The following is a 25950-nucleotide window of genomic DNA, read 5'->3' on the forward strand; positions in this document are numbered from 1 at the left end:
GTCGGCCGCCTGCCGGCAGCAGATGGAGGAATCGGATTCAATGGACGCCCGACAATATGGGATGTATATTACGGCCATCGTGTGCCTGCTGATTCTGTCAGCATATTTTTCTGCCACGGAAACAGCGTTTACCTCGCTGAACAAAATCCGGCTGAAGAATCAAGCCAACGACGGCGACCGCAGGGCGAAACGCGTGCTGGAGCTGGCAGACCAGTACGATCGCCTTTTGTCAACCATTCTCGTGGGCAACAATATCGCCAACATCACCAACACCGCTGTCGCGACGGTGTTCTTTGTGGCGCTTTACGGCCGCTACGGAGCAACGATATCGACGGTGGCTATGACCCTGGTTGTCCTGATTTTCGGAGAAGTCTCGCCCAAGAGCCTCGCCAAGGAATATCCGGAGAGCTTCGCCCGGTTCGCCGCACCGCTGATTCGCGTATTAATGATCGTCTTCACGCCGGTCAACTGGCTGTTCAGCCTGTGGAAAAAATTCCTGATGATTTTGTTCAAGGCAAGTCCTGAGCATTCCATCAGCGAGGAGGAGCTGAAGACCATCGTCGAGGAGGCGGAGACCGAGGGCAGCATCATGTCCGACCAGAGCGAACTGATCCAGAACGCTATTGAATTCAACGATCTGGAGGCCTGGGATGTGCTGACGCCGCGGGTGGATATCAAGGCTATCGATATCGAGGCGACAAAGAAGGACGTTGCGGCGCTGTTCAAAGACACCGGCTTTTCCAGAGTCCCCGTCTATGAGGGGGATCTGGACAAGATTCTGGGCGTGCTGAATCAGAAGGATTTTCACAATTTCATCTCCGGATCCCGCAAGACCATTGCCGACTATGTCAAGCCTGTGGTCTTTGTGGCCGGCTCCATCAAATGTGCTGATCTGCTCAAGAAGATGCAGGCGAGCAAATCCCAGATTGCCATCGTCGTGGACGAGTACGGTGGGACAGAGGGACTGGTGACGATGGAGGACATCATAGAGGAGCTTGTGGGCGAAATCTATGATGAGCACGACGAGGTGGAAAGCCCGGACATCACACTCCTGCAGGACGGAAGCTACCGCATCCTGGGCAGTACCAACGTAGAGAAGATGTTCGACTACTTCGATGAAGAGGAAGAACTGGATGCGACCACTGTAAACGGATGGGTGGTGCTTCTGATCGATAAGATGCCTGCGGCGGGCGACAGCTTTGAATACGACGCGGGCGACAAAGTATTTACCGGCAAGGTGACCCGTGCGGACAGCCGCAAGGCACTGGAAATCAACCTGAGGGTGGAAGAGAAGCCGGAAGAGGAACTGCAGAAAGGGGACAGCAGAAAATGAGCCTGGTAGAAAAAATATTTGGCGACCTGAACAAAAGAGAGGTCAGAAAAATCGAGAAAATCGCAGACCGCGTCGAAGCCTATGATGAAGAGCTGCAGGCGCTGACCGATGAGGAGCTGAAGGCGAAGACGCCGGAGTTCAGGGAACGGCTGGAAAACGGAGAGACACTGGACGATATCCTTCCGGAAGCCTTCGCGGTGTGCCGTGAAGCGGCCTGGCGTGTTCTGGGCATGAAGCACTTTCACGTTCAGCTGATCGGCGGCGTGGTGCTCCATCAGGGCCGTATCGCCGAGATGAAGACCGGTGAAGGTAAGACTCTCGTGGCGACACTGCCGGTGTATCTGAACGCTCTGTCCGGAAAAGGCGTTCACGTGGTGACAGTGAACGACTATCTGGCGAAGCGCGACTCGGAGTGGATGGGAAAGCTCTATACCTGGCTGGGTCTTACCGTCGGCTGTGTGATCCACGGGATCAGCGATGAGACGAGGCGCGCGGCGTATCAGGCAGACGTTACCTATGGCACAAATAACGAGTTCGGCTTCGATTATCTGCGGGATAACATGGTCACCTATGAAGAGGAGCTGATGCAGCGCGGCCTGAACTTCGCCATCGTGGACGAGGTGGACTCCATCCTTATCGACGAGGCAAGAACCCCGCTGATTATTTCCGGGCAGGGAAACCAGTCCACCGATATGTACCGCCAGGCGGATCGCTTTGTAAAGGACCTGAAAAAGGGCTATAAGACGGATCCCAAGGCGGAGGAGCCGGATGACCCGGATGCGGATTATGAAGTCGAGGAAAAGGACGAACAGGTGTCTCTGACGGACAAGGGCGTCAAGCTCGCGGAGGCGTTCTTCGGGCTGGAGAATCTCGGAGATCCGGAAAATATGGAAATCAACCATGCGATTCAGCAGGCGCTGAAGGCGCATTCTCTGATGGAACGGGATGTGGACTATATCGTCAAGGACGGCGAGATTATCATTGTCGATGAATTCACCGGACGTCTGATGTTTGGACGCCGTTACAGCAACGGGCTGCACCAGGCCATCGAGGCCAAGGAACATCTGAAGGTCCGCTCGGAATCCAAGACGCTGGCCACCATCACGCTGCAGAACCTGTTCCGTATGTATGAGAAGCTGGCGGGCATGACCGGTACCGCCAAGACGGAAGAAGACGAGTTCAGAGACATCTACAACATGGACGTCGTCGTGATCCCCACCAATAAGCCCGTCATCCGCAACGACATGCAGGACGCCGTCTATCAGACAGAGCGCGGGAAGTTCCTGGCGATTGCGGACAGAGTGGCGGAGGTTCACAAAACCGGCCAGCCGGTGCTGGTGGGCACGATTTCCATCGAGAAGTCGGAGATCGTCAGCGATCTGCTGAAAAAACGGGGCATCCCCCACAACGTGCTGAACGCCAAGCAGCATGAGAAGGAAGCGGAAATCGTCGCGGAGGCCGGACGCCTGGGCATGGTCACCATCGCCACCAACATGGCCGGCCGCGGTACCGATATTATCCTGGGCGGAAATCCGGACTTTGAGGCCCGGCGCGAGATGAAGAAGAAGGGATACTCGGAGGAGGCCGTCAGCTTCGCCACCGGATTTGCCAAGTCAGACGACGAGGAGCTGATGGACGCGCGGCGGGCGTATCAGGAATTCTACGACGCAGTCAAGGAAGAAAGAGACGAGGAGCACAACAAGGTCGTGGAACTGGGCGGACTCTGCATCATCGGTACGGAGCGTCATGAATCCAGACGTATCGACAACCAGCTGCGCGGACGTGCCGGCCGTCAGGGCGACCCCGGTACGACCCAGTTCTTTATTTCTCTGGAGGACGAGCTGATGCGTCTGTTCGGCGGCGAAAGGATGCAGAACATCGTCGCAAGAATGGGACTGGAGGAGAACGAATCCATTGAAGCCGGAATGCTGTCCCGCTCCATCGAGGGTGCGCAGAAGAAGGTGGAGGGCCGCAACTTCGGAATCCGTAAATACGTACTCCAGTACGATAATGTCATGAACAAACAAAGGGAGATCATCTACGGCGAACGCCGCAAGGTGCTGTTCGGCGAGGATCTCAGAGAATACATCATGAACATGATGAAGGATCTGGTGCACGAAACCGTGCAGAGCGTTGTTCTGGAATCCAAGTTCCCGGAGGAATGGGACTTCCCGACGCTGAACCGGAACCTGAAGCGCATTACCAGACAGTATCAGGGCAAAGACGAGTACGATACCGACGAATTGATCTCCATGACGCCGGAATCCCTGGAAGAGGATATCGACGCGCAGTTCGAGGCGATGTACGAGAAGAAGGAACAGGAAATCGGCATAGAGCGTATGCGTGAGGTGGAACGTATGATTCTGCTGCGCGTTGTGGACAATCACTGGATGGACCAGATCGACGCCATGGATCAGCTGCGGGAGGGAATCGGGCTTCGCGCGCTCGGCCAGCAGGATCCTGTTGCGGCCTACGGACAGGAAGGCTTCGATATGTTCGAGGGCATGATTAACGAGATTAAAGAAGAGACCGTCCAGTACTGCTACAGCGTCACGCTGGAAACCGATACAGAGAGACGCACCGTGATCCAGATCGGCGGAGAATCCAAGGCGGAGGATGTAGACTCCGGAATTCTGCAGGCGATGGCCGGCGGAATGGAAGAGGAGCTCCCCGAGGGGGCGGAGATGCCCGAGAGAGAAAAGAAGCAGCAGACCGTGCGCCGCGATCATCCCAAGCTGGGACGCAACGACAAATGCTGGTGCGGCAGCGGAAAGAAATACAAAAACTGCCATATGCAGTCCGACCTTGAGAAGGAAAGGGAGAATATGTAATGCTCAAATTAGATCCGATAAAGCAGGAACTGCCCGCGAAAAAGAAGACGCTCACCGAAATCGGCGAGTCGCTGGGACTGGAGGAACTGAAAAAGCAGGCAGAAGAACTGAATCAGAAGACGATGGCAGAAGGTTTCTGGGACGATCCGGAGGCCGCGCAGGCTCTGCTGAAGAAGAAGAGCGGCATCGACGGACGAATCGAGAAGTATGAGAAGCTGTCCGCAGAGCTGTCGGATCTCGGGGAACTGGCCGATCTGGCAGACGAGATGGAGGATGAAGAGGAAGCTGATAACGTAATTGAAGGGTTCCGGGCGTTTTCCGAGAAACTGGAGAGCTTCAAGCTGGAAACACTGCTGAGCGGAAAGTATGACCACAACAGCGCTGTTTTGTCCCTGCACGCGGGAGCCGGCGGCGTAGAAGCCATGGACTGGGCGGAGATGCTTCTCAGGATGTACACCCGCTGGGCAGAATCCAGGGGGTATACCGTGAACATCGTCGATCTTCAGGACGATACGGAGGCCGGTATCAAGAGCGCCACGTTCCTGGTGGAAGGCGAGAACGCCTACGGTTATCTGAAGCATGAGCAGGGCGTCCATCGCCTGGTGCGGATTTCCCCGTTCAATGCGGCGGGCAAGCGGCAGACATCCTTTGCGGCGCTGGAGGTGATGCCGGAAATCGACGACGACATCGAGGTGGACATCGACCCCAATGACATCCGCGTAGACACCTACCGCAGCAGCGGGGCCGGCGGCCAGCACGTCAACAAAACCGATTCGGCCATCCGCATCACCCACATTCCGACCAACATCGTCGTCACCTGTCAGAACGAACGAAGCCAGCACCAGAACCGCGAGGTCGCCATGAAGATTCTGATGTCCAAGCTGATGGATCTTGCGGAGCAGCAGCACAAGGAAGACCTGAAGGAAATTAAAGGGGACTTTTCCCAGATAACCTGGGGCTCGCAGATTCGGTCTTACGTGTTCCAGCCCTATACGATGGTGAAGGACCACAGGACCGGAGCGGAGGTCGGAAACGTCAGCGCAGTCATGGACGGCGCACTGGATCCTTTTATAAATGAAGAGTTGAAGCAGCTGTAAACAGGCGGCCGGCTCAGGGCCGGCCGTCTTTTATAAGGAGAATTATGGACATTGTCAAAGTACTGGCGGAAGAATTTCATATCCGCCCTTCTCAGGTGGAAAGCACCATCAAACTGATCGATGACGGAAATACGATTCCGTTTATCGCCCGTTACAGAAAGGAGGCCACCGGCGGGCTGACAGACGTCACCCTCAGGGACATGGCGGAACGTCTGGAGTATCTCCGGAATCTTCAGGAACGCAAGGAGGAGGTAAAGCGTCTGATCGGCGAGCAGGGGAAACTGACAGAAGAGCTTTCCGCGGAAATCGACCGGGCGGAAGTCCTTCAGAGGGTGGAGGATCTCTACAAGCCGTACCGGCAGAAGAAGGCGACCCGGGCCGGCAAGGCGAGGGCCCGCGGGCTGGAGCCGCTGGCAATGATTCTGTATGCTCAGCAGCAGACAAAGGGTGATCCGGAAACCGTCGCACAGGATTTTGTCAACCCCGAAAAAGAAGTCGCCTCGCCTGCAGAAGCGCTCCAGGGAGCCTGCGATATCATTGCGGAGATGATCGCGGACGACGCCGACCTCACTGAGGCGATCCGGGACAAAACCTTCCGGGCCGGGAAGCTCGTCACGGAGGCTGTGAATCCGGAGGAAAAATCCGTCTACGATATGTACTATGACAGCAGCGAGGGTATCGCCAGGATTCCGAACCACCGGATACTGGCTATCAACCGGGGCGAGAAGGAAAAGCTGCTGAAGGTCAGGGTGGAGACGGATACGGACAGAATCATCGGACTGATTGAGAAACAGACGATCCGGAACCGCAGATCAATCTTTGTGCCCCTGCTGGAGCAGACTGTCGCGGACGCCTACAAACGTCTGATTGCGCCGTCGGTAGAGCGGGAGGTGCGGAAAACTCTCACAGAACGCGCGGAGCGGGAGGCGGTTCGGGTTTTCGCGAAAAATACGGAGAATCTTCTGATGGTTCCGCCGGTGAAGGATAAACGCGTCATCAGTATCGACCCGGGATACCGCACCGGCTGCAAGGTCGCTGCGCTGGACGGCACCGGAAAGCTTCGGGCCTACGCGACGATTTATCCGACGCAGCCCCGCAATGACGTTGCGGGTGCGGAGAGGACGCTTTTGCGGCTGATTGACAAATACGGGTGCGATATCATCGTCATCGGCAACGGTACGGCCTCCCGAGAAACGGAAGAGGTGGTGGCGAATTTCATCCGGAAGAACAGTCTGCCGATCCAGTATACCATTGTCAACGAGGCGGGCGCATCGGTCTACTCCGCCTCTAAACTGGCGTCGGAGGAGTATCCGGATCTGGACGTCACGACGCGCGGCGCAATGTCGCTGGGACGCCGGCTCCAGGATCCTCTGGCGGAGCTGGTGAAAATCGACCCGAAGCACATCGGCGTCGGCCAGTATCAGCATGACATCAATCAGAAAATGCTGGAGAGCGCTCTGACCGGCGTGGTGGAAAACTGTGTGAACCGGGTCGGAGTGGATCTGAATACCGCCTCCCCGTCGCTTCTTTCCTATGTGGCGGGAATCAATATGGGTATTGCCCGCAACATTGCGGCGTGGCGCGAGGAGAACGGCCGCTTCACGAACCGGCGGCAGCTGCTGAAGGTTTCCAGGCTGGGCGCCGGAGCGTTCGAGCAATGCGCCGGATTTCTGCGAATCGCGGACGGGGATCAGCCGCTGGACCGGACAGCAGTGCATCCGGAGTCTTACAAGGTGGCCGAGGCGATGATGAACAAAATAGGAATTGATGACTCCGCCATCGCCGCCGGCGGAGTCGGTGATGCGCTGGATGAACGCATTGCCGCCGCCTATCCGGCAAAGAAACTGAGCCGAAGCATAGATCAGATGGCCGAAGACCTGGGCGTCGGCAAACCCACTCTCCTGGATATCATCGAGGAACTGAAAAAACCGGGACGCGACCCCCGTGATTCCGCGCCTCCCGTAGTCTTCCGCAACGATGTCCGCGATTTCGACGACCTGAAAGAAGGTATGGAGCTGACCGGCACCGTCCGCAACGTAGTGGACTTCGGCGCCTTCGTAGACATCGGCGTCAAGCAGGACGGCCTCGTTCATATTTCCCAGCTCAGCAGCAAATACGTCTCCCACCCGATGGACGTCGTATCCGTCGGCGACACCGTAAAAGTCAGGATCCTTTCCGTCGACAAGGCAAAGAAAAAGATTTCCCTGACAATGAAGCTCTGAGGATATCGTCTGCACTCTGGTCAGAGGGGCGGGCCGACGACTGTACGCCGTCCTGAGACCACCGCCCGTATGCTGCCCCTACAGGCGGGCGACGAACCCTCGATCAACCGATGAACCCACGGGCAGCCCCGACGGGTGGGCGAGGAATGAGGGCTAGTCGACGAGCAGCCGACGGGCAGGCGACGGGCAGGCGACGAGCAGGCGACGAGCAGGCGACGAGCAGCCGACGAGCAGGTGACGAGCAGGCGACGAGCAGGCGACGAGCAGCCGACGAATGACGAACTGTGACTAATGTTGAATAACGAATCGTAAATTAACGATTACAAACCCGCTTAAACGCCCCTTGTTTGGAAAATCTGCCACAAAACGCGAAAAAAACCAAAAATGTGGCAGGTTTTCCGAGAAAAATTTACATTTTTTGCCATTTAATATAGAAAAATGCACACAATGCTCACTTTGACGATACGGGATTTTATAAAATCAGGTACGAATGACGTAAATTTCATACTCTAATTTTGGAGTATATGTTATACATAGCAAAAAACCTATGAAATCTGCCACATTTCTCGAAAAAAATCAAAAATGTGGCAACGTTGACCACTGTCTAACTTGTAATCTATTACCGATATTATATACCGTGTTATTCTGAATAATTGTTCGTATGTTTTCGCAAATTCGCTATTTCGAACGACCGATCGCGTGTTTCCGCGATGCTGCGCTCTCTGGTAATTTCGCCTGACCACTGCCGGGGCTCGACTCCCGGCTATTGAGAAATCGAATTAGAATCTCGACAGCGAACCAATATAAAATGAATGATATCATAGATTCACATCATATTGCCTGAAATAGCGCGAGATGATAAAATATTTATGGTGAAGCTGTTGTAAAACAGAAAAAACCAGAAACACAGAAAGTATAGGGATGTAAAGCTCTGCTTCGGACGTCGAGCCGCAGAAACATAGTGCTCAAGGGGCAAGCGACAAGCCGTCTGCGGCGATGCGGAAGTCGGCGGCTCGACGACCGTCCCCGGGGTACGAATCTGATGCGGAAGTCGGCGGCTCGACGACCGCCCCGGGGTATGAGCCTGGAAAGTGTGAACAGTCAGTGCGGAACGGCGTGCGCAGAACAGTTAGTATGTCTGCCTGCGCCGCCGCGGAAGAGAGGTGTGTGAAAGTGAAGGATTTGTATGATGCGATGCAGCGTGAACTGCGGGTGCAGAGGAAAATGCTCGGGCAACTTCGTGCGGCGAAGTGCGGTGCAGAAGATGGGACGCTGTACATCCGAACAAGAGGCGGACGTGTTGATTACTACGTCATTTCAACGGTTGAAGGCCGGCGTCTTCAGACCAACATTACGAAGGATCCTTCCCGCGTCGAGACTTTGGCGGAAAAGGCTGCAGCGCAGCGGTTGATTATGTTTTGTGAACAAAATATAGAGTTTCTGGAGCGCATGATGAAACATATGGATTGGCGCGATCCACAGGATATTATCGCAGAAATGCCTGCACAGGTCCAAAGAATTCTGAAAAATCGGAGGTTGCGTCTTCGCGCGGAACAAAATCAAGCCGACTATGAAAAATGTCCCACGGACCCGAGAAAGCATATTCATGAAACCTGCTACGGCGAGATGGTTCGCTCTAAATCCGAGGTCATCATTGCCAATGCACTTTATACATACGGTATAATTTTTCATTATGAAGAGAAATTTCCCTATTGTGATGAGGATGGGAGAATGTATTATCCGGATTTTACGATTTATCTGCCTGACGGCAGAACTCTGATCTGGGAGCACTTCGGGATGCTGAAAAATCTGGATTATTGTATAGAAAATGCATATCGTCTGCGCGCCTATCAGATGAACGACCGCATTATCGGAGAAAACCTGATTCTGACGCAGGACGACAGCCGCGGCCGCATCAACAGCGCCTATATATACAAGATTATTGAGGAGAAGATTTTACCTTTTTATGAGCATGAGTAACAAAGACAAATTCACAGATTTTTCCCAAACGCCGTCAGCAGGATTTCCGGCAGCGTCCACATTGACAGCGTCGCCGCACATTTCATCCCCAACATCGCTGCGGTCTGCGCCGGCGTCCCGGCACCCGGCCTCACAAAATCCGTCGCCGGTCTCACCGGCGTCCCGGCACCCGGGTCCGGCCGGCCGAATCAAAACTGTGCTGTTTGACTACGATGGAACCGTCGGGGATACGAACCAGCTCGTAATCGATTCCTGGCAGCATACGTTTATGACAATTCGGGGCAGAAGGACGGATGACGAACTTTTGTATCACACTTTTGGAGAGCCGCTCAGAGAGACCATGGCCAGATTCTTTCCGGAGCATGATCTGGAGGACGCGCTGAGAATTTATCGCGACTGGCAGGCGGCGCAGGACCAGAACCGCTGGTATCTTTTCCCCGGAATGAGACAGCTGATCGGTGAGCTGAGGCGCCGCGGATACCGGATGGGAATCGTCACATCCAGAACGCGGGATTCACTGGAGCGGGCGCTGGTGTATCTGGGAATGGAGGATACTTTTTCGGCGATTGTAACCTGCGATGATACTGCGGTGCATAAACCGGAGCCTGAGCCGGCGCTGATCGGTCTGGAGAAACTGGATGTCAGCGCGAATCAGGCTTTGTTTGTAGGGGACACGCATTATGATATGGGATGCGCCCATAACGCCGGCATCGAGGCGGTGCTTGTGGGCTGGTCGCGGTCCATGCGCCCGGAAGACAAAGTGGGAATTTACAGACCGGATCACGAGATAAAAGAAGCCGGAGAGCTTTTGGAGATTCTGGAAAAATGCTGAATATTTATTACGGAAGAGAAAGTGTCAACAAAGAAAAATTCATCTATGACCGTATCGCGGGGTCTGTGCCGGTCGTGGACAGTGCACCAACCCCGGACGCCGGCTCCGGATCGCCCGGCTTCAGTGAGGATCGGCGGGTTCTGGTTATCGTTCCGGATCAGTACACTCTGGAGGCGGAGCGGCAGGCTTTTCGATATCTGAATGTGACCGGACTGGTGGGGCTGGATGTATTCAGCATGTCGCGGCTGGGCCACAATATTCTGCGGGAGTTGGGCGGAGGCCGGCGGACTTTTATCGACAAATACGGACGGCAGATGCTGCTGACGCAGATTGCCAGAGAAAAAGACGATGAGCTTCAGGTATTCAAAGGAAATATGGCGAAAAATTCCTTTGTGGAGCTGGCAAATGATTTCATTTCCGAACTGAAGCAGTATGGCGTTACTCCGGAAGGACTGCGTGCGGTGCGGGACAGCGTGCCGGAGAAAACGCTGCTGCACAGAAAACTGTCAGACCTTTCCCTTATCTATGGGGAATATCAGAAAAAAATAGAAGGAAAGTACACTGATTCAGAGGATTACATCGACCTGTATATTGACCGCATCGGACGGTCCGGAATCGTCAGCGGTGCACGGATCTGGGTGTACGGATTCGACAGCTTCGCTCCGAAATCCATGAAGGTGCTCCGGGGACTGATGGGAGCTGCGGAGGAAGTCAATATTGTTTTGACCGGTGACAAAGGCTGTCGGGATGAGGAACTTTTCTCCCTGACGCGAACAGTGATGCACAGACTGATTGAAGCAGGAAAGGAAGTCGGATGCCCCCTTGGAGAGCTGGAGAAAATCGGACCGGAATACACGCGCCCCGTCGGTGCTCCGGAGGGAGGCTCGTCGGGGGCGAGAGCGGAAACTGCAATGTTAGGAACGGGCGATGCTCCGGAGGGAGGCTCGTCGGGGGCGAGAGCGGAAACTGCAATGTTAGGAACGGGCGATGCTCCGGAGGGAGGCCCGGATTTTCGGCGGCCGGCAATCGCGCATCTGGAGCACGAACTGTATGCGCCGGTGCCCGAGGCGGCGGAAGACAGCGACGGAATTACCATTTGTGAGGCGGCAAATATATATAATGAGGCGGAATCGGCGGCAGCGTTTATTCTGGGACTTATTCGGGAGCACGGATACCGGTATCGCGATATCATGGTGATCTGCAACGACCAGAGCGGCAGGGCGCAGGTCGTTTCGCGCGTGTTCCGGGAGTACGGTATCGATCTGTTTCTGGACAGCAAGCGGGGCATTCTCAATTCCAATCCCGCGATATTTCTGGTCTCTATGCTTCAGTCGGTCGCGAACAGGTACCGTTTTACTGACGTGATGCGGACGCTGAAAACCGGATTCACGAGCCTGACCGTAGACGAGGTGGAGCGTCTGGAAAATTACGCGCTGAAATACCGCATCAGAGGAACGATGTGGAAAAAACCCTTTGAGAAGGGCGGGTTTGAATACGGCGCGGACGGTATGGCTGCGCTGGAGGAGCTGCGGGAGCAGGCGATGGAGGTCTTCGGAGGACTGGAGGAAATCATTGCCGAAAGCCGGACGGTGCGGGATTTCCTGACCGGATTTTTCGGATATCTGACCGGGCCGCTCGGGATGGAGGAAAAGCTGCGGGAGTTCATGCGGCTTCAGGAGGAGAACGATGCGGCCGATCAGGCAGAAGAGACGAGACAGATCTTCACCATGATTATCGGACTTTTCGATCAGATCGCAGAATTGATCGGCGATGAACCCTTTGACGCCGGAGACTTTATTGAAATTTTCACCGCGGGGCTGAAACAGATTGAAATCGGCGTTCTGCCGTCCTCCATCGATGATCTGATGATGGGAACTATGCAGCGGACGAGGAGCGGGCAGCTGAAAGCGCTGGTCGTTCTGGGCGCCAATGAGGGCGTGCTCCCGGCGGAGGCGGCCGACGAGGGACTTTTCTCGCCGGAGGAGCGGCAGCAGCTGGCGGATGACGGACACGAAATCTGCAAGGTGGATCAGATCCGACTTCAGGAGGAACGCCTCGCCATCTACCGCAACATGTCCAGACCGTCGGAGCATCTGTGGATCGGATATTCCACCGGCGACGAAGAGGGTCGGGAACTCAGGAGATCCGATATCGTCGATACTTTGACGGGTATTTTTCCGTCCCTCGAAATTCGCCGCGATATCATCAACCGCGAGGATGAGGAGGCGCTGGTCGGAGGGCGCATCAGCACACTGCGGCATCTTGTGGAGAGGATGCGTCTGGAACAAAAAGGAGTACGCCGTGCTCCCGTATGGGCTCCGGTGGAAAGATGGTACCGGGAGCATTTACCGGAGGTGATGGAGCAGATCGACAAAGATCTGTCCTTTGAAAACCGGACAGAAGCCCTTCCGCCCCGTTACAGCAGCCTGCTGTTCAAGAGCGAAAACGGCGGAACCCGCACTTTGTCGCCGTCGAGAATTGAAACCTACGCCAGATGTCCCTTCGCATATTATGTCACCTATGGATTGGAGCCGGAGGAGCGGCGGATTTTCCAGGTGGCAAGCCGGGAGATCGGAGATATTTATCACGGATGTCTGATGCGGATTACCGCGCGGCTGTCCCGGGAGCACGCCTGGGAGACGGTAACAAAGGAAGAATGCCGCGAGCTGGTCCGAAGGGCTCTTGCGGAGGAGACTGAGGGGTATCGCGACGGCCTGTTTTCCCTGGGGAACGAGGAGCGGTACAAAACACGCCGTATTGAGGATACCTGCCTGAAGTCTCTGTGGGTTCTGGTGGAGCACGCCCGGTCCGGAGAAATCAGCAGCAGCCGTTTTGAGGTCGGATTCGGAACCGGAAGACCGATACGTCCAGTCGTGGTAAAGGTCGGGAGCACGGAGGTGTGCATTGAGGGCCGGATCGACCGCCTGGACCGTCTGCCGGACGATCGGCTGAAAATCATCGATTACAAGTCGGGAAACCTCCAGCTGAAGCAGGCGGAGGTCCGGGCAGGCTATCGACTCCAGCTGATGCTGTATATGAAGGCGGCGCAGGGCGGGGTGCCGCGGACAGACCCGGCGGGTGAAGGACCGGCGCAGGCGGAAATCCGCAGACCGGCCGGGGTCTTCTATTTTCATATCCAGGATCCCAGGGTCGACGGGAGCATCTCGGGAGCACCGAGCGGAGGCGGTGAGTCTGAGGAGGAGCGTGCGGAGCGACTGGAGGCGGAGCTCCGGAAACGCTTCAGACTGAACGGAATTATGGTGGATGATCCGAAGGTCGTGAGGGAGATTGCCGGAGAATTCGAGGGCACCTCGAGCATCGCGCCTGTCCGTATTACTGCCGGCGGACTGAAGGGATCGCCGGAGGGCTCGCTGGTCAGCGACGAGGAGTTCGCGGAGCTGCAGGAGGCAGTGGACGAGAAGGTGCAGGAATTTGTCGCGGACATGCTGGAGGGCGTCATCGATATCCATCCGATGAAAACAAAGGACAGCACTCCCTGCGATTACTGCGGGAACCGGAGCATCTGCCGGTTCGATCTGATGTTCGACGGCTGCGCCTACAATCGGGTCCGTTGAAAACCGCCGGTGCGTCTGCGGAAACCGGCGCCGATATATCTTTGTGAAAGCAGGTGCCGGTGCGTCTGTGGAAATCGGAGCATATACATTTTGTGAAAACTGGAACAGATATAAAAGAGGAGGAGCATCGTGCCGAAGGGACTTCAATCAAGGGGAATTGCGCGCAGAAACAGAATGCTGCACGCGGCTATCAGACTTTTTCTGCAAAACGGATATGAGAGGACGACGACATCATCTATCGCTAAAGGAGCCGGGATGGCGCCATCGTCGTTTTTTGCGGCGTTTGCGAGCAAGGAGGAACTCCTGCTGGTGCTCGTGAAAATAATGTTCGCAGGGCAGTTTGAAAGCGCAGAGCAGATGAAGGGAGCGACAGAGGATGATCCTGTACTGCTGTATGCCGTGGAGACGGCTTTGCAGATGTATATCACGGAGCTGTCCGAGCCGCTGCGCGATCTGTACGTTACAGGCTACTCCCTGCCCTCGACGTCTGAATACATTTACAGCAGCACGGCCAAACGGCTTCCGCATATTTTCGGGCAGTACATGCCGGATGCGCAGGAAAAGGATTTTTATGAGATGGATATCGCCTCGGCGGGCATGATGCGGGCTTATATGGCCAGACCCTGCGATTTTTATTTTACCGTGGAGAACAAAATATCGCGCTTCCTTGAAAGTTCTCTGACGCTGTACGCTGTTCCGAAGGAGAAACAGCGCCGAGTGATTGAACGTGTACTGGAGATGAATCTGAAGACCGCCGCAGAAAAGATAATCACCGGCATGGCGCAGAAGGCCGAGGATGGCATAGACCTGATAGAGGAGTAATGTTCCCCGTCCGCCTGCGGACGGAATTTACATGTGCCGCGGCTCCGGAACTGAAATGTTCCGGAACGGTGCGGTTAACGCTGGACCGCCCATAGTTTTGCGGCGTCCACAAATTCTGATTCGGCCATTGCAGCATTGCTGTGTTTAATAGCGGCGCTCTTTGGCTTTGCGCACGCGGCGAATGGTTCGGTCGATTTCCTTTTGCGTCAGATTCTTTACCAGACTGAGCTCAAGCTCCCGGATATTGTCCAGGGGCTTTTTCTGGCAGTGCTCGATAAGGAGCTGCTGGATTGCTGTGACCTCGTCTTCGCTCTCCGCGCCGGCCTCCAGAATATCCTCCCGGGTCAACTCCAGATCTTCAGCGTCCAAAGGAACTCCCTGATTAATCCAGCTGAGGACATGATCTTTGCTCTTCAGCGGCTTCAGCTCCCGCATTTTGGTGATTTTCAGGATGGCCCAGGCGTAGTCGTTCATATCGAAATAGAAGTCTTTCCCGAATTTGCCGACGAAGGCCTTCAGCTTTTTCGGAGTGTTCAGGCGGATGAATTCCATGTAGAAATAAATCAGATTGCAGATCCAGTTGATGGCGTCTTGATCGAAGTTGGCGTCATAAAGGGTCTCTTCAGTTGCCAGCGGGTCGAAGGAGAACATCAGCACCGCGAGCTTGAAGGGCAGGTCGTCCCTGCGGTACTCCAGCTGATTGAAGTTGTCGATGATGGAGTAGAAGGTTTTTTTGTCCATCAGCTTCCGTATCGGGAAACAGCGCGGCATGCAGAAGCGCATGAACCCGACCTTCTGGAAAGCCTGCAGTGCTGCCGAGGGACTCTCGTCCTCCAGCACGCGAAGCACCTGATCCATACGGTCCTCAGCACTGATTTCCGGCCAGCGCTCCTCCTGGGTGAGCCAGTATTCAAAGTTGGATTTCTTCACGTCTCCTCTGAGAATGATGTCGGATACCAGAACATACATCATTTCCGCCGGTTCCAGTGTTTTGAAAAATTCGGTGTCCTGCAGGGCCCGGCTGATTTTCTTCTCTGACAGTTTCTCCATGATTGCTGCACTCCTGTTCTGTAATTTCATGTCTGCCGGCGCACTCTTCCATTGGATGGTGCGCCGCGGCGCTGCTGACAAACTGTCGCCAGCAGCGCCTATTAAGTCCGACGGGGACTTAATGAGCATACACTAATTATACCGACGAAACGGGAAAACCGCAAGAGCGATTGAAATGATACAAAAAAACCGCCCCGTGGGTAGTCGAGGCGGTTCGTGATCCGTTAAAAATATTGAGGATTTATTGGATCATTTATTATGGGCTTATTTTGAGTTTATTTGCTTAGTTTAATCAGTTGTTGAAGGACCACCGGAAGCTGTAGTCGGACGTTGCGTCGTTCATCTTCGCCAGCTCGGCCTTCACGAAAGCTCTGATTTCATCTTTTCCGCAGACTTTTCCGATTCTGCTCTCCATCGTGTTTTCAATTACGGCTTCCATGATTTCCGGATCGGAAACGTAGAGCATCTCGTTCGCCGCGTCTGCAAAAGCTTTTCTCATGATTTTTTCGTTCTTCATCTTGAATACCTCCATTCACAAAACACTGAGTTCCTTTATCTGTTTTTTTTATCCTTTATTCACCTCTAGTACAAAGCATATCCCGTGCCAAGTTTGCAAAAGAAATCCGGCAATAAAATGATATTTCATCGAGTGGTGTTGAAATTTCAATGATAATTGCTGAAAAATGCTTTGTAAAAAATTTTGATGCCTGTCAGCAATCCCGGGAAAATCCCTGAAAATGCGGGAAATCCGGATTTCAACTGGCGTAAAAGGGACGAAATGGCGGCATTCTGATTCAACATTGACTCAGAACAAAAAAGATATTGAACCAATTATGGGTCGACGACATAACTGGCGCGTGGCTTACGCCTTAGCCCGTGCTGTGACTCGTGTCTCCGGCACCGATTATGAACCGGCGGGCCGGAACAGGCGAACGAAGCACGCCCCGGGAAGTCTTTGTCACAAAGAAAAAAGAACCTCTCTGCGAGGAGAAGTTCTTTATGGAGCTCCCGGGCGGGCTCGAACCGCCGACCTGCGCGTTACGAATGCGCTGCTCTGCCAACTGAGCCACGGAAGCGTGTCAGCTGCCGGCAACAGTGCCGGATATATCGACCCGAAAACGGGTCGCGCGCTTAAACTACGTGTTAACGAGGGGCACGACTGCCCTCACACATCATAAAGTGTAACACGAGTGGCCGCTGATTGCAAGGGATTTTTTGGCGGAACGGCAGGTCTGTACAGCAGGGGTCCTCTGTACAGCAAAAGCCGGTCTTTTTGCGAAGGCCGGCTTTCGGTGAAACGGACGTCTATTCGGTGTATTCCGCGTCGCAGTAGATGCAGCGGTATACTTTTTTGTCCCGATCGACGAGACGGAATTTGTGGGGAATCTCCTGCTCGATTGATGTGATGCAGCGGGGATTCTTGCATTTGATGACATTGGTCAGCGTCTCGGGCAGGTCCAGGTGGACCTTTTTCTCCAGGCGGCCGTTCTCGACGATGTTGACGGTGATGTTGCTGTCGATATATCCCAGAATGTCAAAATCCAGGTTCAGGTCGCCGTCTACCTTGATGATATCCTTTTTTCCGTATTTCGCGCTGTCCGCGTTCTGGATGATGGCAACGCAGCATTTCAGCTTGTCGAGCCGCATGAGCTCATAGATCTGCATGCTTTTTCCTGCCTTGATGTGATCCAGTACGACGCCGGTGTTTACTCCATCGATATTCATTAATGTACCTCGCTTTCCTGTTTAAATCTATTTGATGCCCAGAAGATAAAGAATCAGTGCCATTCGGATGTATTTGCCGCAGAGCGCCTGGTAGAAATAGCAGGCCCGGGGATCATTGTCCACCTCTACGGAAATTTCATTGACACGGGGCAGCGGATGCATGATGATCAGATCCTTCTTGGCAGGCTCCAGAAGCTCCAGATTCAGAATGAAGCTGTCCTTCAGCCTGACGTAGTCTTCTTCGTTGAAGAAACGCTCCTTCTGGACGCGGGTCATGTACAGAATATCCAGCTCCGGCATGGCGTCCTCCAGCTTGCGGTATTCCACCCACTCGGCGCCGGCCCGGTCCATGTTTTCCTTCACGTAGTCGGGAAGCTGCAGTTCTTCAGGTGAAATCAGGGCGAATTTCACATTTTCATAGCGCATCAGAGCCTCAATCAGAGAGTGGACCGTGCGGCCGAATTTCAGGTCGCCGCAGAGGCCGATGGTGAAATTCCCGAGGCCGCCCTTTTTCCGGCTGATGGTCAGGAGGTCGGTCAGGGTCTGAGTCGGGTGGAAATGTCCGCCGTCGCCCGCGTTGATAATCGGAACAGTTGTTTTTGTCGCGGCAATGACCGGAGCGCCCTCCTTGGGGTGCCGCATGGCGATGATGTCCGCATAGCAGCCTGCCATGATGACTGTATCGCTGACACTTTCTCCCTTCTTGGTGGAACTGGTGCTGGCGTCGTCGAAGCCCAGTACGTTTCCGCCCAGCTCCATCATGGCCGCGGTGAAGCTCAGACGCGTTCTGGTGCTCGGCTCAAAGAACAGTGTGGCCAGTTTTTTGTGGGCGCAGATATCCTGGTATTTCTCCGGCTGTGCGATGATATCATCGGCGACCTCGATCAGGTGATCGATCTCCTCCACCGAAAAGTCCGTGATGTTAATCAGGTTGCGAATTTCGCTCATGTCAGTCCTCCTTCATCCATCCGCCGTCAGACGGATTTTCTCTGAAACGCAGTATTTTATTTTTGTCCTCCGGCTTGATATATCCGGCTTCCACAGCCACTTCAACCAGCGTGTCCAGGTCGCAGAGACTATGATTTTCTGTGTTGTGCTCCGCCAGGCGGTCGAGGCCCTTCTGCATGCCGTAGGTGAAGATGCTGGCAACGCCCAGGACCTCCGCACCGGCTTCTCTGAGGATCTCGACGGTTTCGCAGCAGGAGCCGGCAGTGGAAATCAGGTCCTCGATGACGACAGTTTTTTCTCCGGGAACGAGCTTTCCTTCAATCTGGTTGGTGCGGCCGTGATCCTTACGGCTGCCCCGGACGTAACCCATGGGAAGATTCATCAGGTGGCCGACGATTGCTGCGTGGGCGATGCCTGCGGTGCTGGTTCCCATGACCAGCCGGCAGTCAGGGTAGCATTCCTGAATGATGCGGACCAGACCCTGCTCGACCTTAATCCGCACGTCCGGCGCGGTCAGCGTCAGCCTGTTGTCACAGTAGATGGGGCTCTGAATGCCGCTGGCCCAGGTGAAGGGCTCCTCCGGCCGCAGAAAAACAGCTCCGATGGACAGCAGTCCCCGTGCGATTTCTTGCTTACTCATGTGTACTCCTTCCGTGTATCTGAATTAACAAATTGTCAGTCTTTCCTCTCGCGGGTCCGGCGCGCACTTCGCACATCCGTGCGAGCCCGGCGTCAGCCGAGGAAATCCGTCAGGCACCGCTCGTAGGCGGCGACAGGATCCTCCGCTTTGGTGACGGGGCGGCCTACGACGATGTAGTCGCTTCCGATTTCCCTCGCTCTGGCGGGAGTGGTAATTCTGGACTGGTCGTCTGCGGCGGCTCCGGCGAAACGGATGCCCGGGGTTACGGTCAGAAAGTCTTCACCGCATGCCTCGTGGATCACGCCGGCCTCAAGGGGTGAGCAGACCACGCCGTCCAGTCCGGCCTCTCTGGTGTTCCGGGCGTACTGTGTGACCACCTCCGCGATAGGCGCGTGGATCATCAGATCCTGTTCCATCGCGCTCTGGCTGGTGGAGGTCAGCTGGGTGACGGCGATCAGAATCGGACGGCTGCCGTCCGGACGGGTGAGGCCTCTGCGGGCGGCCTTCATCATTTCAATGGTGCCGGCCGCGTGGACGTTGGTCATGTCCACATCCAGGCGGGCCAGCGAGGCCATCGCCTTCTCCACCGTGTTCGGGATATCGTGGAGCTTCAGGTCGAGGAAGATTTTGTGCCCCCGCGCCTTAATCTCCCGCACGATGTCGGGACCTTCAGCGTAAAACAGTTCCATGCCGATTTTAACAAAGGGCTTCCGGCCGGTGAACCGGTCCAGGAAAGCCAGGGTTTCTGCTTTGCCCGGAAAATCGCAGGCGATGATGACGTCTTTGGCCATTATTCAATCACTCCTATTATTTCTTCAAGATTTCTGATATTCAGCTTTTCCATCACGGCAGGGAGGGTCTCGATGATGTCGGGGCAGGCGAACGGATCCACCAGGTTCGCGGCGCCCACCTGCACCGCCGTGGCGCCGGCCATCATCATTTCAATGACATCCTCTGCCGTGGAGACGCCGCCCATCCCGATAATCGGGATCCTGACTGCCCGCGCCGCCTGATACACCATGCGGACCGCCACCGGGAAGATAGCCGGTCCGGAATAGCCCCCCATTTTATTGGCCAGCACCGGTCGCCGGCGCTGAATGTCGATACGCATTCCCAGAAGGGTGTTAATCAGCGACAGACCGTCCGCGCCGGACGCTTCGCAGGCGCGGGCGATTTCGGCGATGTCGGTGACGTTCGGTGACAGCTTCATGAACACCGGTTTGTCCGTGACGCGCCGGACCGCCTTTGTAACCTGGGCCGCGGAAGCGGGATCCGTTCCGAAAGCCATTCCGCCGTTATGAACGTTGGGACAGCTGATATTGACCTCGATGATACCCACCTGCTCCTCCCGGTCCATGGCTCTCGCGCAGGTCACGTAATCCTCGACGGAGAATCCGCTGATGTTGGCGATGACAGGCTTGTGATAGATTTTCGCAAGCTCCTTCAGCTCGCGGGTGCAGACCTCCTCCAGCCCGGGGTTCTGCAGTCCTACGGAATTCAGCATTCCCTGCGGGCATTCCGCGATGCGGGGGAGGGGATTACCGCCCCGTTCCTCCGGCGTCGTGCCCTTGAATGAGATGGAACCCAGGATATCCAGGTCGTAGAGCTCCGCGAATTCCCTGCCGTAGCCGAAGGTGCCGCTGGCGGGGATGACAGGGTTGTCCAGGGTGAGGCCACAAAGATGAACCTGTGTGTTTACCATATGATCTCCTCCTTTTGCAGAACCGGACCGTCTGTGCAGATCCGCTTGTATCCGTATTTCGTTTTGCAGCTGCAGCCCATGCAGGCGCCGAAGCCGCAGGCCATGCGGGCTTCGAAGCTGAACTGTCCGTCGCCGCAGATGTCGTAAACTGCTTTCAGCATCGGCTCCGGACCGCATGCGTAGACGTAGCCGGTATCGGCGTCCGCGGCGGCATCTGTGACTGTGCCCCGCAGTCCTTCGCTTCCGTCCATCGTGGTGATGACCGGTTCAATGCCCAGGAAGTTGAAGTCCTTTGTCAGAATCACATCATTCTTTGTGTTGAACCCGGCGATGACCCGGGGCGTCATGCCCTCCTGCACCATGGCGCGGGCCAGCCCGTAGACCGGCGGAAGTCCGATGCCGCCTCCGATGAGGAGGGGACTGCTGCCGCCCTTTGTAAGGTCGAAACCGTTACCCAGAGGCATCAGCACGTCCAGCGATGTGCCCGGCTCGACGCGGGAAAGAGCCTCTGTTCCGGCACCCACCGTCCGGAAGACGATGGTGAGGCTGGCGGCGTCCCAGCTGGCGATGGAAATCGGCCGCCGCAGGTAAAAGCCCGCGAGGCGGATGTTAATGAACTGTCCGGGGGCGGAAATTTCCGTGCAGTTGCCGGAAAGCTTCATCTTATATATATTTTTCTGGATTTCGTTGACCGATCGGACGGTCAGATATTGCTGCTTCATTGTTCTACCTCATATACCGGCGTTCCGGCGCGGAAGGTCATCAGAACCTTCCCCTGAACCTCCCAGCCCTCAAACGGCGTGGCTTTTCCTTTGCTCCGGAAGTCTGCCGGGTTTATCACAAAGGAAGCCTCCGGGTCGATGACAGTCACATCCGCGCGGGCGCCGTCTGTGATGGGACCGCCCGGGAGGGGGAAGCGCTGCCTCGGCGCGAGAGCCATCAGATCGATTAATTTTTCTGTTGTAATGAGTCCGTCCTGCCGCACGAGCCGGCTGTACAGGACGGGAAAAGCGGTTTCCAGTCCGACGACGCCGAAGGCGCTGTCCAGGATTCCCCGGGATTTCTCTTCTGCGCTGTGGGGAGCGTGGTCGGTGGCGATCATGTCAATGGTGCCATCCGCGAGACCCTCCCGCAGAGCGTCCCGGTCGTCCGCACTCCGGATCGGCGGATTCATTTTGAACCGTCCGAGATCCTGCAGCTCCTCATCGCAGAGAACCAGATAGTGAGGACCGGTCTCACAGCTCACGTCCACGCCGCTTTTCTTTGCCTGCCGGATAATTTCCACGGTTTCCTTTGTGGAAATATGGCAGACATGATAAGCGCAGCCGGTCTTCGCCGCAAGCTCCACGTCCCGTTCCACCTGCCGCCATTCACTCTCCGAAGAAATTCCGCGAACGCCTAGTTTCTTCGCATAGACGCCGTCGTGGATCGCGCGTCCGCCCAGCAGGCTCTCGTCCTCGCAGTGGGCGACGATCATGCGATGCAGAGACTTCGCCAGCCGCATGGCCTCCTCCATCCGTGCACCCGACTGCACCCCCCTGCCGTCATCGGTGAAGGCGCAGACGAAGGGAGCCAGTGACTCCATGTCGGACAGACGGCTGCGGCCGTCCTGCTCAGCGGTGATGGCTCCGTAGGGAACAATGTCGATGAGTGAATCCCTGCGGATCAGGTTCAGCTGGACCTGCAGACCTTCCTTTGTTGAAGGCGCCGGATTCAGATTCGGCATGGTGCAGACGCAGGTATAGCCTCCGGCAGCTGCCGCCGCGGAGCCTGTGCGTATGGTCTCTTTATAAGAAAACCCGGGTTCACGGAAATGTACGTGTACATCCGCTAAGCCGGGAATAATGAGCTTGCCTTTACAGTCGATTGTACGGTCTGCGTGACGGAGGCCGGGTTTTTCAAAAACGAATGACCGTCCTTCTGAAATGAGAAGGTCCGTCCTCTGAAAACCTCTGTCACAGTATACGTTGCCGTTCGTCAGCAGAATTGCCATGTCGTGTCCTTTCTGTTCCGAAAAAACTCAAACTTTTAATTTTATATCACAAACCCGGGTCACTGTCAAGCCCTTCTGCAAGAAGAACTGTCAGCTTCAGGTGAACAGATTCCGGAGCAGGGGCAGCAGCGGGTTGTTGGTGTACATGCTGCCGGTCACAAAGGAACTGTCCAGCGTGCCGGACAGCGCAGACGCGATACCCGACGGGAACAACGCCATCAGCGCCAGCAGCATCGTCAGCGCCAGAAGAACATAGATGACGCCCATTCCGGTTCCGCAGACGACTCCCGTCAGCCGGTCGAAGAAGCGGCGGATCCCGTCATAGCTTTCCTGCGGGAAGATTTTGCAGAACAGCCACAGCAGCAGCTTCACCGCGGCGATGATTACAAAAAAGGACAGAATCGCCAGGACAATCTGAGTGATGTCCGAGGCTCCCGGATTGGAAACCATCTGGGAATTGCTGCTGATATAGCCGTGGAACACATCGTATACCGACTGAACCTGTGTGTGGGGGCTGCCGGCGGAGGCCAGCTTTTTCTCGAATATGCCGTTCAGAAAGCTCCCCGCTCCGGTGTGTCCGGTCAGGAGCCGGGTGGCGTTATCACAGAGCAGCAGTCCGACGACGATGCAGAGAAACCACTGAAGCATATTGATGACTGATGCCGCAAAACCCCTGCGACAGTAAAAGACTGCCGACAGAACGACGATAATACCCGCGGCGATATCCATAATCATAGGGCAGAGCCCTCCTTTTTTGTTTTCTTTACCGTATATGTTACTAAAAAACCATAAAAAAAGCAATGCCGTGTTGCTCCGTAATGCACGGAATTCTGTACAAAAACATCTTGAATACTGTATGGAAGTGTTGTATACTTTTTAGATGTATGAGTAAGTACGAATATATGAAAGAAGCTTTGAACGAAGCGGAGAAGGCGTTCCGGCTGGGGGAGGTTCCCATCGGTGCGGTGATCGTCCGGAACGGCGAGATCATCGCCAGGGGACACAATCTGACAGAGACCCGGAAGGATCCCACGGCCCACGCGGAAATGAACGCCATCCGCCAGGCGGCAGAACGGCTGGGAGGCTGGAGACTTCCCGGCTGCACCATGTATGTCACCTGCGAGCCCTGCGCCATGTGCGCAGGCGCGCTGGTCTGGAGCCGGATGGAGAAGCTCTGTATCGGCACGATGGATCCGAAGGCGGGCGCCTGCGGGTCCGTATTTGACATCGTGGAGGAACCGCGGCTCAACCACAATATTGAGGTGGAGACGGGCGTTCTGGAAGAGGACTGCTCCCGGATCCTGAAAGAGTTTTTTTCGGATCTCAGAAAATCAAGAAAACAGAATCGGAGGACTTTAGTATGAAAAGAACAGGCGCGATAGCGTGTCTTGCCGCGCTTATGGTAATGCTTGCTGCGACATTCAGTTTTGGGGCGTCATCGTTCCAGGTGACCAACACATACCCGAAGAACGGGGCGAAGAATACGACCAAGGACAATATGTGCGTCAAGGTCTACTTCAATCACGCAGTCGGAAACAAGGCCTCCAGGGCGGCGAACAAAGACAAGTTCAAGATTACAGATTCCACGGGACACTCCTATCCGACGCTGATTTATTACAACAGCAAGGAACCGAAATACGTTCTGATGCTGATTGACACCAATAAAGTCAAGACCACCGGAAAGGGCAAGAATACCATCAAGGACAACACCGTCTACACGGCCACCATTTCGGGAGATTTTGTTGACAACGACGGAAACAAACTCGGAAAAGACGTGAAGATCAGCTTCCGCACGATGAACCAGGGCCGCAACACAGTCATCTACATGGTCATGATGTTCCTGATGTTCGGCGGAATGATGGTATTCTCCATGCGTCAGCAGAGAAAGAAGAGCGACGAGAACGAGAAGGACGAGAAGGAAGAGCCGTTCAATCCATATAAGGAAGCCAAACGCACCGGCAAGTCCGTGGAGGAGGTTCTCGCCAAGCATGAGAAGGAGGTCGCCCGCAAGAACGCCGCTAAGGAGGCCCGCGCCAGACGTGACAAAGAGCTGGACGAGTACTACGCCAGAGAGGACGACGGCTGCTATCATGTAAAGGGTCCGCGGCCCATCGCTGCGGCAGGCTGCACCTACAAGACCGGACGGAAGGCTCTCGCTGAGGCGAAGAAGGAAGAGGAAGCCCGGAAAAAAGCGGAGCTGAAGGCTACAAACTACGGCAAGAACCCGAAAGGGAAAAAGAAGAAATAATCATGAAAGAGATTACAGTCCGGTCCTTTGCCAAGATAAACCTGTCTCTGGACGTGGGAGCCTGCGACGCGCAGGGGTACCATGAAGTGGATATGATCATGCAGCAGCTGGCGTTTCATGACGATGTGCAGCTGCGCTTCGTGAGATTTCCCGGCGGAAAGAAGGGCGATATCGGGATTTCTGTCCGCACCAACCGCTATTATCTGCCGACTGACCGGCGAAATCTGGCCTGGCGTGCGGCGGAGCTGATGATTGGCCGGTACGGGAGCTCCTGGGAATCCGGAAGGCTGGAAATCAATATTCTGAAGCGGATTCCGGTCGCGGCGGGACTTGCCGGCGGGTCCGGAAACGGAGCGGCAGTGATTCACGGACTGAATGTCATGTTCGGGTTGAAACTGACGCTGGGAGAAATCTGCAGTCTCTGCGGGGAACTGGGGTCTGACGTGCCCTTCAGCGCGGTGGGGCAGGCCCGGGGAAACAAAGGCTTTCCGGCCGCGGTTCGCCGCGATTCCATGGCGGCATCCTGTGTCAGGGCAACCGGCAGGGGAACTGTGCTGGAGCCGCTGCGGGGGATCGACCGCCCCGTTGTCATCGCGAAACCGGCGCTGAGTGTTTCAACGGCGGAGGTGTACCGGGGCATCGACAGCTGCGGTATTCCGGAGCGGCCGGACAACCGGAGACTCGCACGCAGACTTGAGGAGGACGGCGGCAGGGACGGGAGCGTCTACGAGGACTTCATCAATGTCCTGGAGAATTATACGCTCGCGGCCTATCCGAAGGTTGCGGAATTAAAAGAAAGAATGGAGCAGCTGCATCCGGAGAAGGCGCTGATGAGCGGAAGCGGTCCCACTGTTTTCGCAGTGTTCCGACGGATGGAGGACGCTCAGAAATCATGCAGGATCCTCCGGAAACAGGGGTATGAGGCCTACTGGACCCGGACGATGAAGTAAAG

21 protein-coding genes and 1 tRNA gene are annotated in these 25950 nt (G+C 55.5%); 11 read left to right on the forward strand and 11 right to left on the reverse strand.

Features of this window, described 5'->3' with window-relative positions:
- Window positions 1-40 precede the first annotated feature (40 nt).
- The 8 genes from BHK98_RS09380 (at window position 41) to BHK98_RS09415 (ending at window position 14692) form a co-directional block, all read left to right on the forward strand.
- Window positions 41-1333: an HlyC/CorC family transporter gene (locus tag BHK98_RS09380; protein WP_075715120.1), complete on the forward strand. Its 1293-nt coding sequence runs from the start codon at window positions 41-43 to the stop codon at window positions 1331-1333.
- Complete coding sequence (gene secA / locus BHK98_RS09385) at window positions 1330-4164, forward strand: preprotein translocase subunit SecA (protein WP_075713676.1); 2835 nt, start codon at window positions 1330-1332, stop codon at window positions 4162-4164. The genes BHK98_RS09380 and secA overlap by 4 nt, the downstream gene beginning before the upstream one ends.
- Window positions 4164-5261: a peptide chain release factor 2 gene (prfB, locus tag BHK98_RS09390; RefSeq protein WP_075713678.1), complete on the forward strand. Its 1098-nt coding sequence runs from the start codon at window positions 4164-4166 to the stop codon at window positions 5259-5261. Before secA ends, prfB begins: the two co-directional genes overlap by 1 nt.
- Window positions 5262-5305: 44 nt before the next feature.
- The gene (locus tag BHK98_RS09395; protein ID WP_075713679.1) at window positions 5306-7483 is read left to right on the forward strand and encodes a Tex family protein; all 2178 of its coding nucleotides are present in this window, start codon (window positions 5306-5308) and stop codon (window positions 7481-7483) included.
- Between the two features lie 1167 nt (window positions 7484-8650).
- On the forward strand, window positions 8651-9463 hold the full coding sequence (locus BHK98_RS09400) for a PDDEXK family nuclease (RefSeq protein ID WP_143404578.1): 813 nt from the start codon (window positions 8651-8653) through the stop codon (window positions 9461-9463).
- A gap of 196 nt (window positions 9464-9659) precedes the next feature.
- Complete coding sequence (locus BHK98_RS13565; protein WP_158024489.1) at window positions 9660-10295, forward strand: HAD-IA family hydrolase; 636 nt, start codon at window positions 9660-9662, stop codon at window positions 10293-10295.
- Window positions 10289-13870, forward strand: a complete 3582-nt coding sequence (locus BHK98_RS09410; protein ID WP_075713685.1) for a PD-(D/E)XK nuclease family protein — start codon at window positions 10289-10291, stop codon at window positions 13868-13870. Before BHK98_RS13565 ends, BHK98_RS09410 begins: the two co-directional genes overlap by 7 nt.
- Window positions 13871-13999: 129 nt before the next feature.
- Complete coding sequence (locus BHK98_RS09415; protein ID WP_245796868.1) at window positions 14000-14692, forward strand: TetR/AcrR family transcriptional regulator; 693 nt, start codon at window positions 14000-14002, stop codon at window positions 14690-14692.
- A 144-nt stretch (window positions 14693-14836) separates the two neighbouring features.
- Here the strand turns inward: BHK98_RS09415 and BHK98_RS09420 are convergent, their stop codons facing one another.
- From BHK98_RS09420 to BHK98_RS09470, 11 genes are all read right to left on the reverse strand, one after another.
- Complete coding sequence (locus BHK98_RS09420; RefSeq protein WP_075713687.1) at window positions 14837-15742, reverse strand: hypothetical protein; 906 nt, start codon at window positions 15740-15742, stop codon at window positions 14837-14839.
- Window positions 15743-16034: 292 nt separating this feature from the next.
- Entirely contained in the window at window positions 16035-16259 is a 225-nt protein-coding gene (locus tag BHK98_RS09425) for a hypothetical protein (protein WP_075713689.1), read from the reverse strand.
- Window positions 16260-16742: 483 nt separating this feature from the next.
- Window positions 16743-16818 (reverse strand) — tRNA-Thr (locus BHK98_RS09430).
- A 229-nt stretch (window positions 16819-17047) separates the two neighbouring features.
- Entirely contained in the window at window positions 17048-17467 is a 420-nt protein-coding gene (locus BHK98_RS09435; RefSeq protein ID WP_075713691.1) for an aspartate carbamoyltransferase regulatory subunit, read from the reverse strand.
- 27 nt (window positions 17468-17494) lie between these two features.
- Entirely contained in the window at window positions 17495-18415 is a 921-nt protein-coding gene (pyrB, locus tag BHK98_RS09440) for an aspartate carbamoyltransferase (RefSeq protein WP_075713693.1), read from the reverse strand.
- A gap of 1 nt (window position 18416) precedes the next feature.
- Entirely contained in the window at window positions 18417-19055 is a 639-nt protein-coding gene (gene pyrE, locus BHK98_RS09445; protein ID WP_075713695.1) for an orotate phosphoribosyltransferase, read from the reverse strand.
- A gap of 92 nt (window positions 19056-19147) precedes the next feature.
- Window positions 19148-19846 (reverse strand): orotidine-5'-phosphate decarboxylase, encoded by a 699-nt coding sequence (pyrF, locus tag BHK98_RS09450; RefSeq protein WP_075713697.1) that lies wholly within the window; start codon window positions 19844-19846, stop codon window positions 19148-19150.
- Complete coding sequence (locus BHK98_RS09455) at window positions 19846-20757, reverse strand: dihydroorotate dehydrogenase (protein ID WP_075713699.1); 912 nt, start codon at window positions 20755-20757, stop codon at window positions 19846-19848. Before BHK98_RS09455 ends, pyrF begins: the two co-directional genes overlap by 1 nt.
- Window positions 20751-21479, reverse strand: coding sequence for a dihydroorotate dehydrogenase electron transfer subunit (locus BHK98_RS09460; RefSeq protein WP_075713701.1), 729 nt, complete (start codon window positions 21477-21479; stop codon window positions 20751-20753). Before BHK98_RS09460 ends, BHK98_RS09455 begins: the two co-directional genes overlap by 7 nt.
- Window positions 21476-22750 carry a dihydroorotase gene (locus tag BHK98_RS09465; RefSeq protein ID WP_075713703.1) on the reverse strand — a complete coding sequence of 425 codons (1275 nt, stop codon included), beginning with the start codon at window positions 22748-22750 and terminating at the stop codon, window positions 21476-21478. Before BHK98_RS09465 ends, BHK98_RS09460 begins: the two co-directional genes overlap by 4 nt.
- A 96-nt stretch (window positions 22751-22846) precedes the next feature.
- Window positions 22847-23485, reverse strand: a complete 639-nt coding sequence (locus tag BHK98_RS09470) for a CvpA family protein (RefSeq protein ID WP_075713705.1) — start codon at window positions 23483-23485, stop codon at window positions 22847-22849.
- A gap of 149 nt (window positions 23486-23634) precedes the next feature.
- On the opposite strand from BHK98_RS09470, the gene tadA reads away from it, so the two are divergent.
- From tadA to BHK98_RS09485, 3 genes are read left to right on the forward strand one after another with little or no spacing between them, the layout of a single operon-like run.
- Window positions 23635-24114 carry a tRNA adenosine(34) deaminase TadA gene (tadA, locus tag BHK98_RS09475; RefSeq protein WP_075713707.1) on the forward strand — a complete coding sequence of 160 codons (480 nt, stop codon included), beginning with the start codon at window positions 23635-23637 and terminating at the stop codon, window positions 24112-24114.
- Complete coding sequence (locus BHK98_RS09480; RefSeq protein ID WP_075713709.1) at window positions 24111-24998, forward strand: Ig-like domain-containing domain; 888 nt, start codon at window positions 24111-24113, stop codon at window positions 24996-24998. Before tadA ends, BHK98_RS09480 begins: the two co-directional genes overlap by 4 nt.
- Window positions 24999-25000: 2 nt before the next feature.
- Entirely contained in the window at window positions 25001-25948 is a 948-nt protein-coding gene (locus tag BHK98_RS09485) for a 4-(cytidine 5'-diphospho)-2-C-methyl-D-erythritol kinase (protein ID WP_075713711.1), read from the forward strand.
- The last annotated feature ends 2 nt before the right edge of the window (window positions 25949-25950 follow it).

The organism is Hornefia porci (assembly GCF_001940235.1).
GTDB classification, from domain to species: Bacteria; Bacillota; Clostridia; order Peptostreptococcales; family Anaerovoracaceae; genus Aminicella; species Aminicella porci.

Coding starts and splice junctions, on each gene's coding strand:
- BHK98_RS09380 (WP_075715120.1), top strand. CDS start 41: ATGGACGCCCGACAATATGGGATGTATATTACGGCCATCGTGTGCCTG.
- secA (WP_075713676.1), top strand. CDS start 1,330: ATGAGCCTGGTAGAAAAAATATTTGGCGACCTGAACAAAAGAGAGGTC.
- prfB (WP_075713678.1), top strand. CDS start 4,164: ATGCTCAAATTAGATCCGATAAAGCAGGAACTGCCCGCGAAAAAGAAG.
- BHK98_RS09395 (WP_075713679.1), top strand. CDS start 5,306: ATGGACATTGTCAAAGTACTGGCGGAAGAATTTCATATCCGCCCTTCT.
- BHK98_RS09410 (WP_075713685.1), top strand. CDS start 10,289: ATGCTGAATATTTATTACGGAAGAGAAAGTGTCAACAAAGAAAAATTC.
- BHK98_RS09420 (WP_075713687.1), bottom strand. CDS start 15,742: ATGGAGAAACTGTCAGAGAAGAAAATCAGCCGGGCCCTGCAGGACACC.
- BHK98_RS09425 (WP_075713689.1), bottom strand. CDS start 16,259: ATGAAGAACGAAAAAATCATGAGAAAAGCTTTTGCAGACGCGGCGAAC.
- BHK98_RS09435 (WP_075713691.1), bottom strand. CDS start 17,467: ATGAATATCGATGGAGTAAACACCGGCGTCGTACTGGATCACATCAAG.
- pyrB (WP_075713693.1), bottom strand. CDS start 18,415: ATGAGCGAAATTCGCAACCTGATTAACATCACGGACTTTTCGGTGGAG.
- pyrE (WP_075713695.1), bottom strand. CDS start 19,055: ATGAGTAAGCAAGAAATCGCACGGGGACTGCTGTCCATCGGAGCTGTT.
- pyrF (WP_075713697.1), bottom strand. CDS start 19,846: ATGGCCAAAGACGTCATCATCGCCTGCGATTTTCCGGGCAAAGCAGAA.
- BHK98_RS09455 (WP_075713699.1), bottom strand. CDS start 20,757: ATGGTAAACACACAGGTTCATCTTTGTGGCCTCACCCTGGACAACCCT.
- BHK98_RS09460 (WP_075713701.1), bottom strand. CDS start 21,479: ATGAAGCAGCAATATCTGACCGTCCGATCGGTCAACGAAATCCAGAAA.
- BHK98_RS09465 (WP_075713703.1), bottom strand. CDS start 22,750: ATGGCAATTCTGCTGACGAACGGCAACGTATACTGTGACAGAGGTTTT.
- BHK98_RS09470 (WP_075713705.1), bottom strand. CDS start 23,485: ATGATTATGGATATCGCCGCGGGTATTATCGTCGTTCTGTCGGCAGTC.
- tadA (WP_075713707.1), top strand. CDS start 23,635: ATGAGTAAGTACGAATATATGAAAGAAGCTTTGAACGAAGCGGAGAAG.
- BHK98_RS09480 (WP_075713709.1), top strand. CDS start 24,111: ATGAAAAGAACAGGCGCGATAGCGTGTCTTGCCGCGCTTATGGTAATG.
- BHK98_RS09485 (WP_075713711.1), top strand. CDS start 25,001: ATGAAAGAGATTACAGTCCGGTCCTTTGCCAAGATAAACCTGTCTCTG.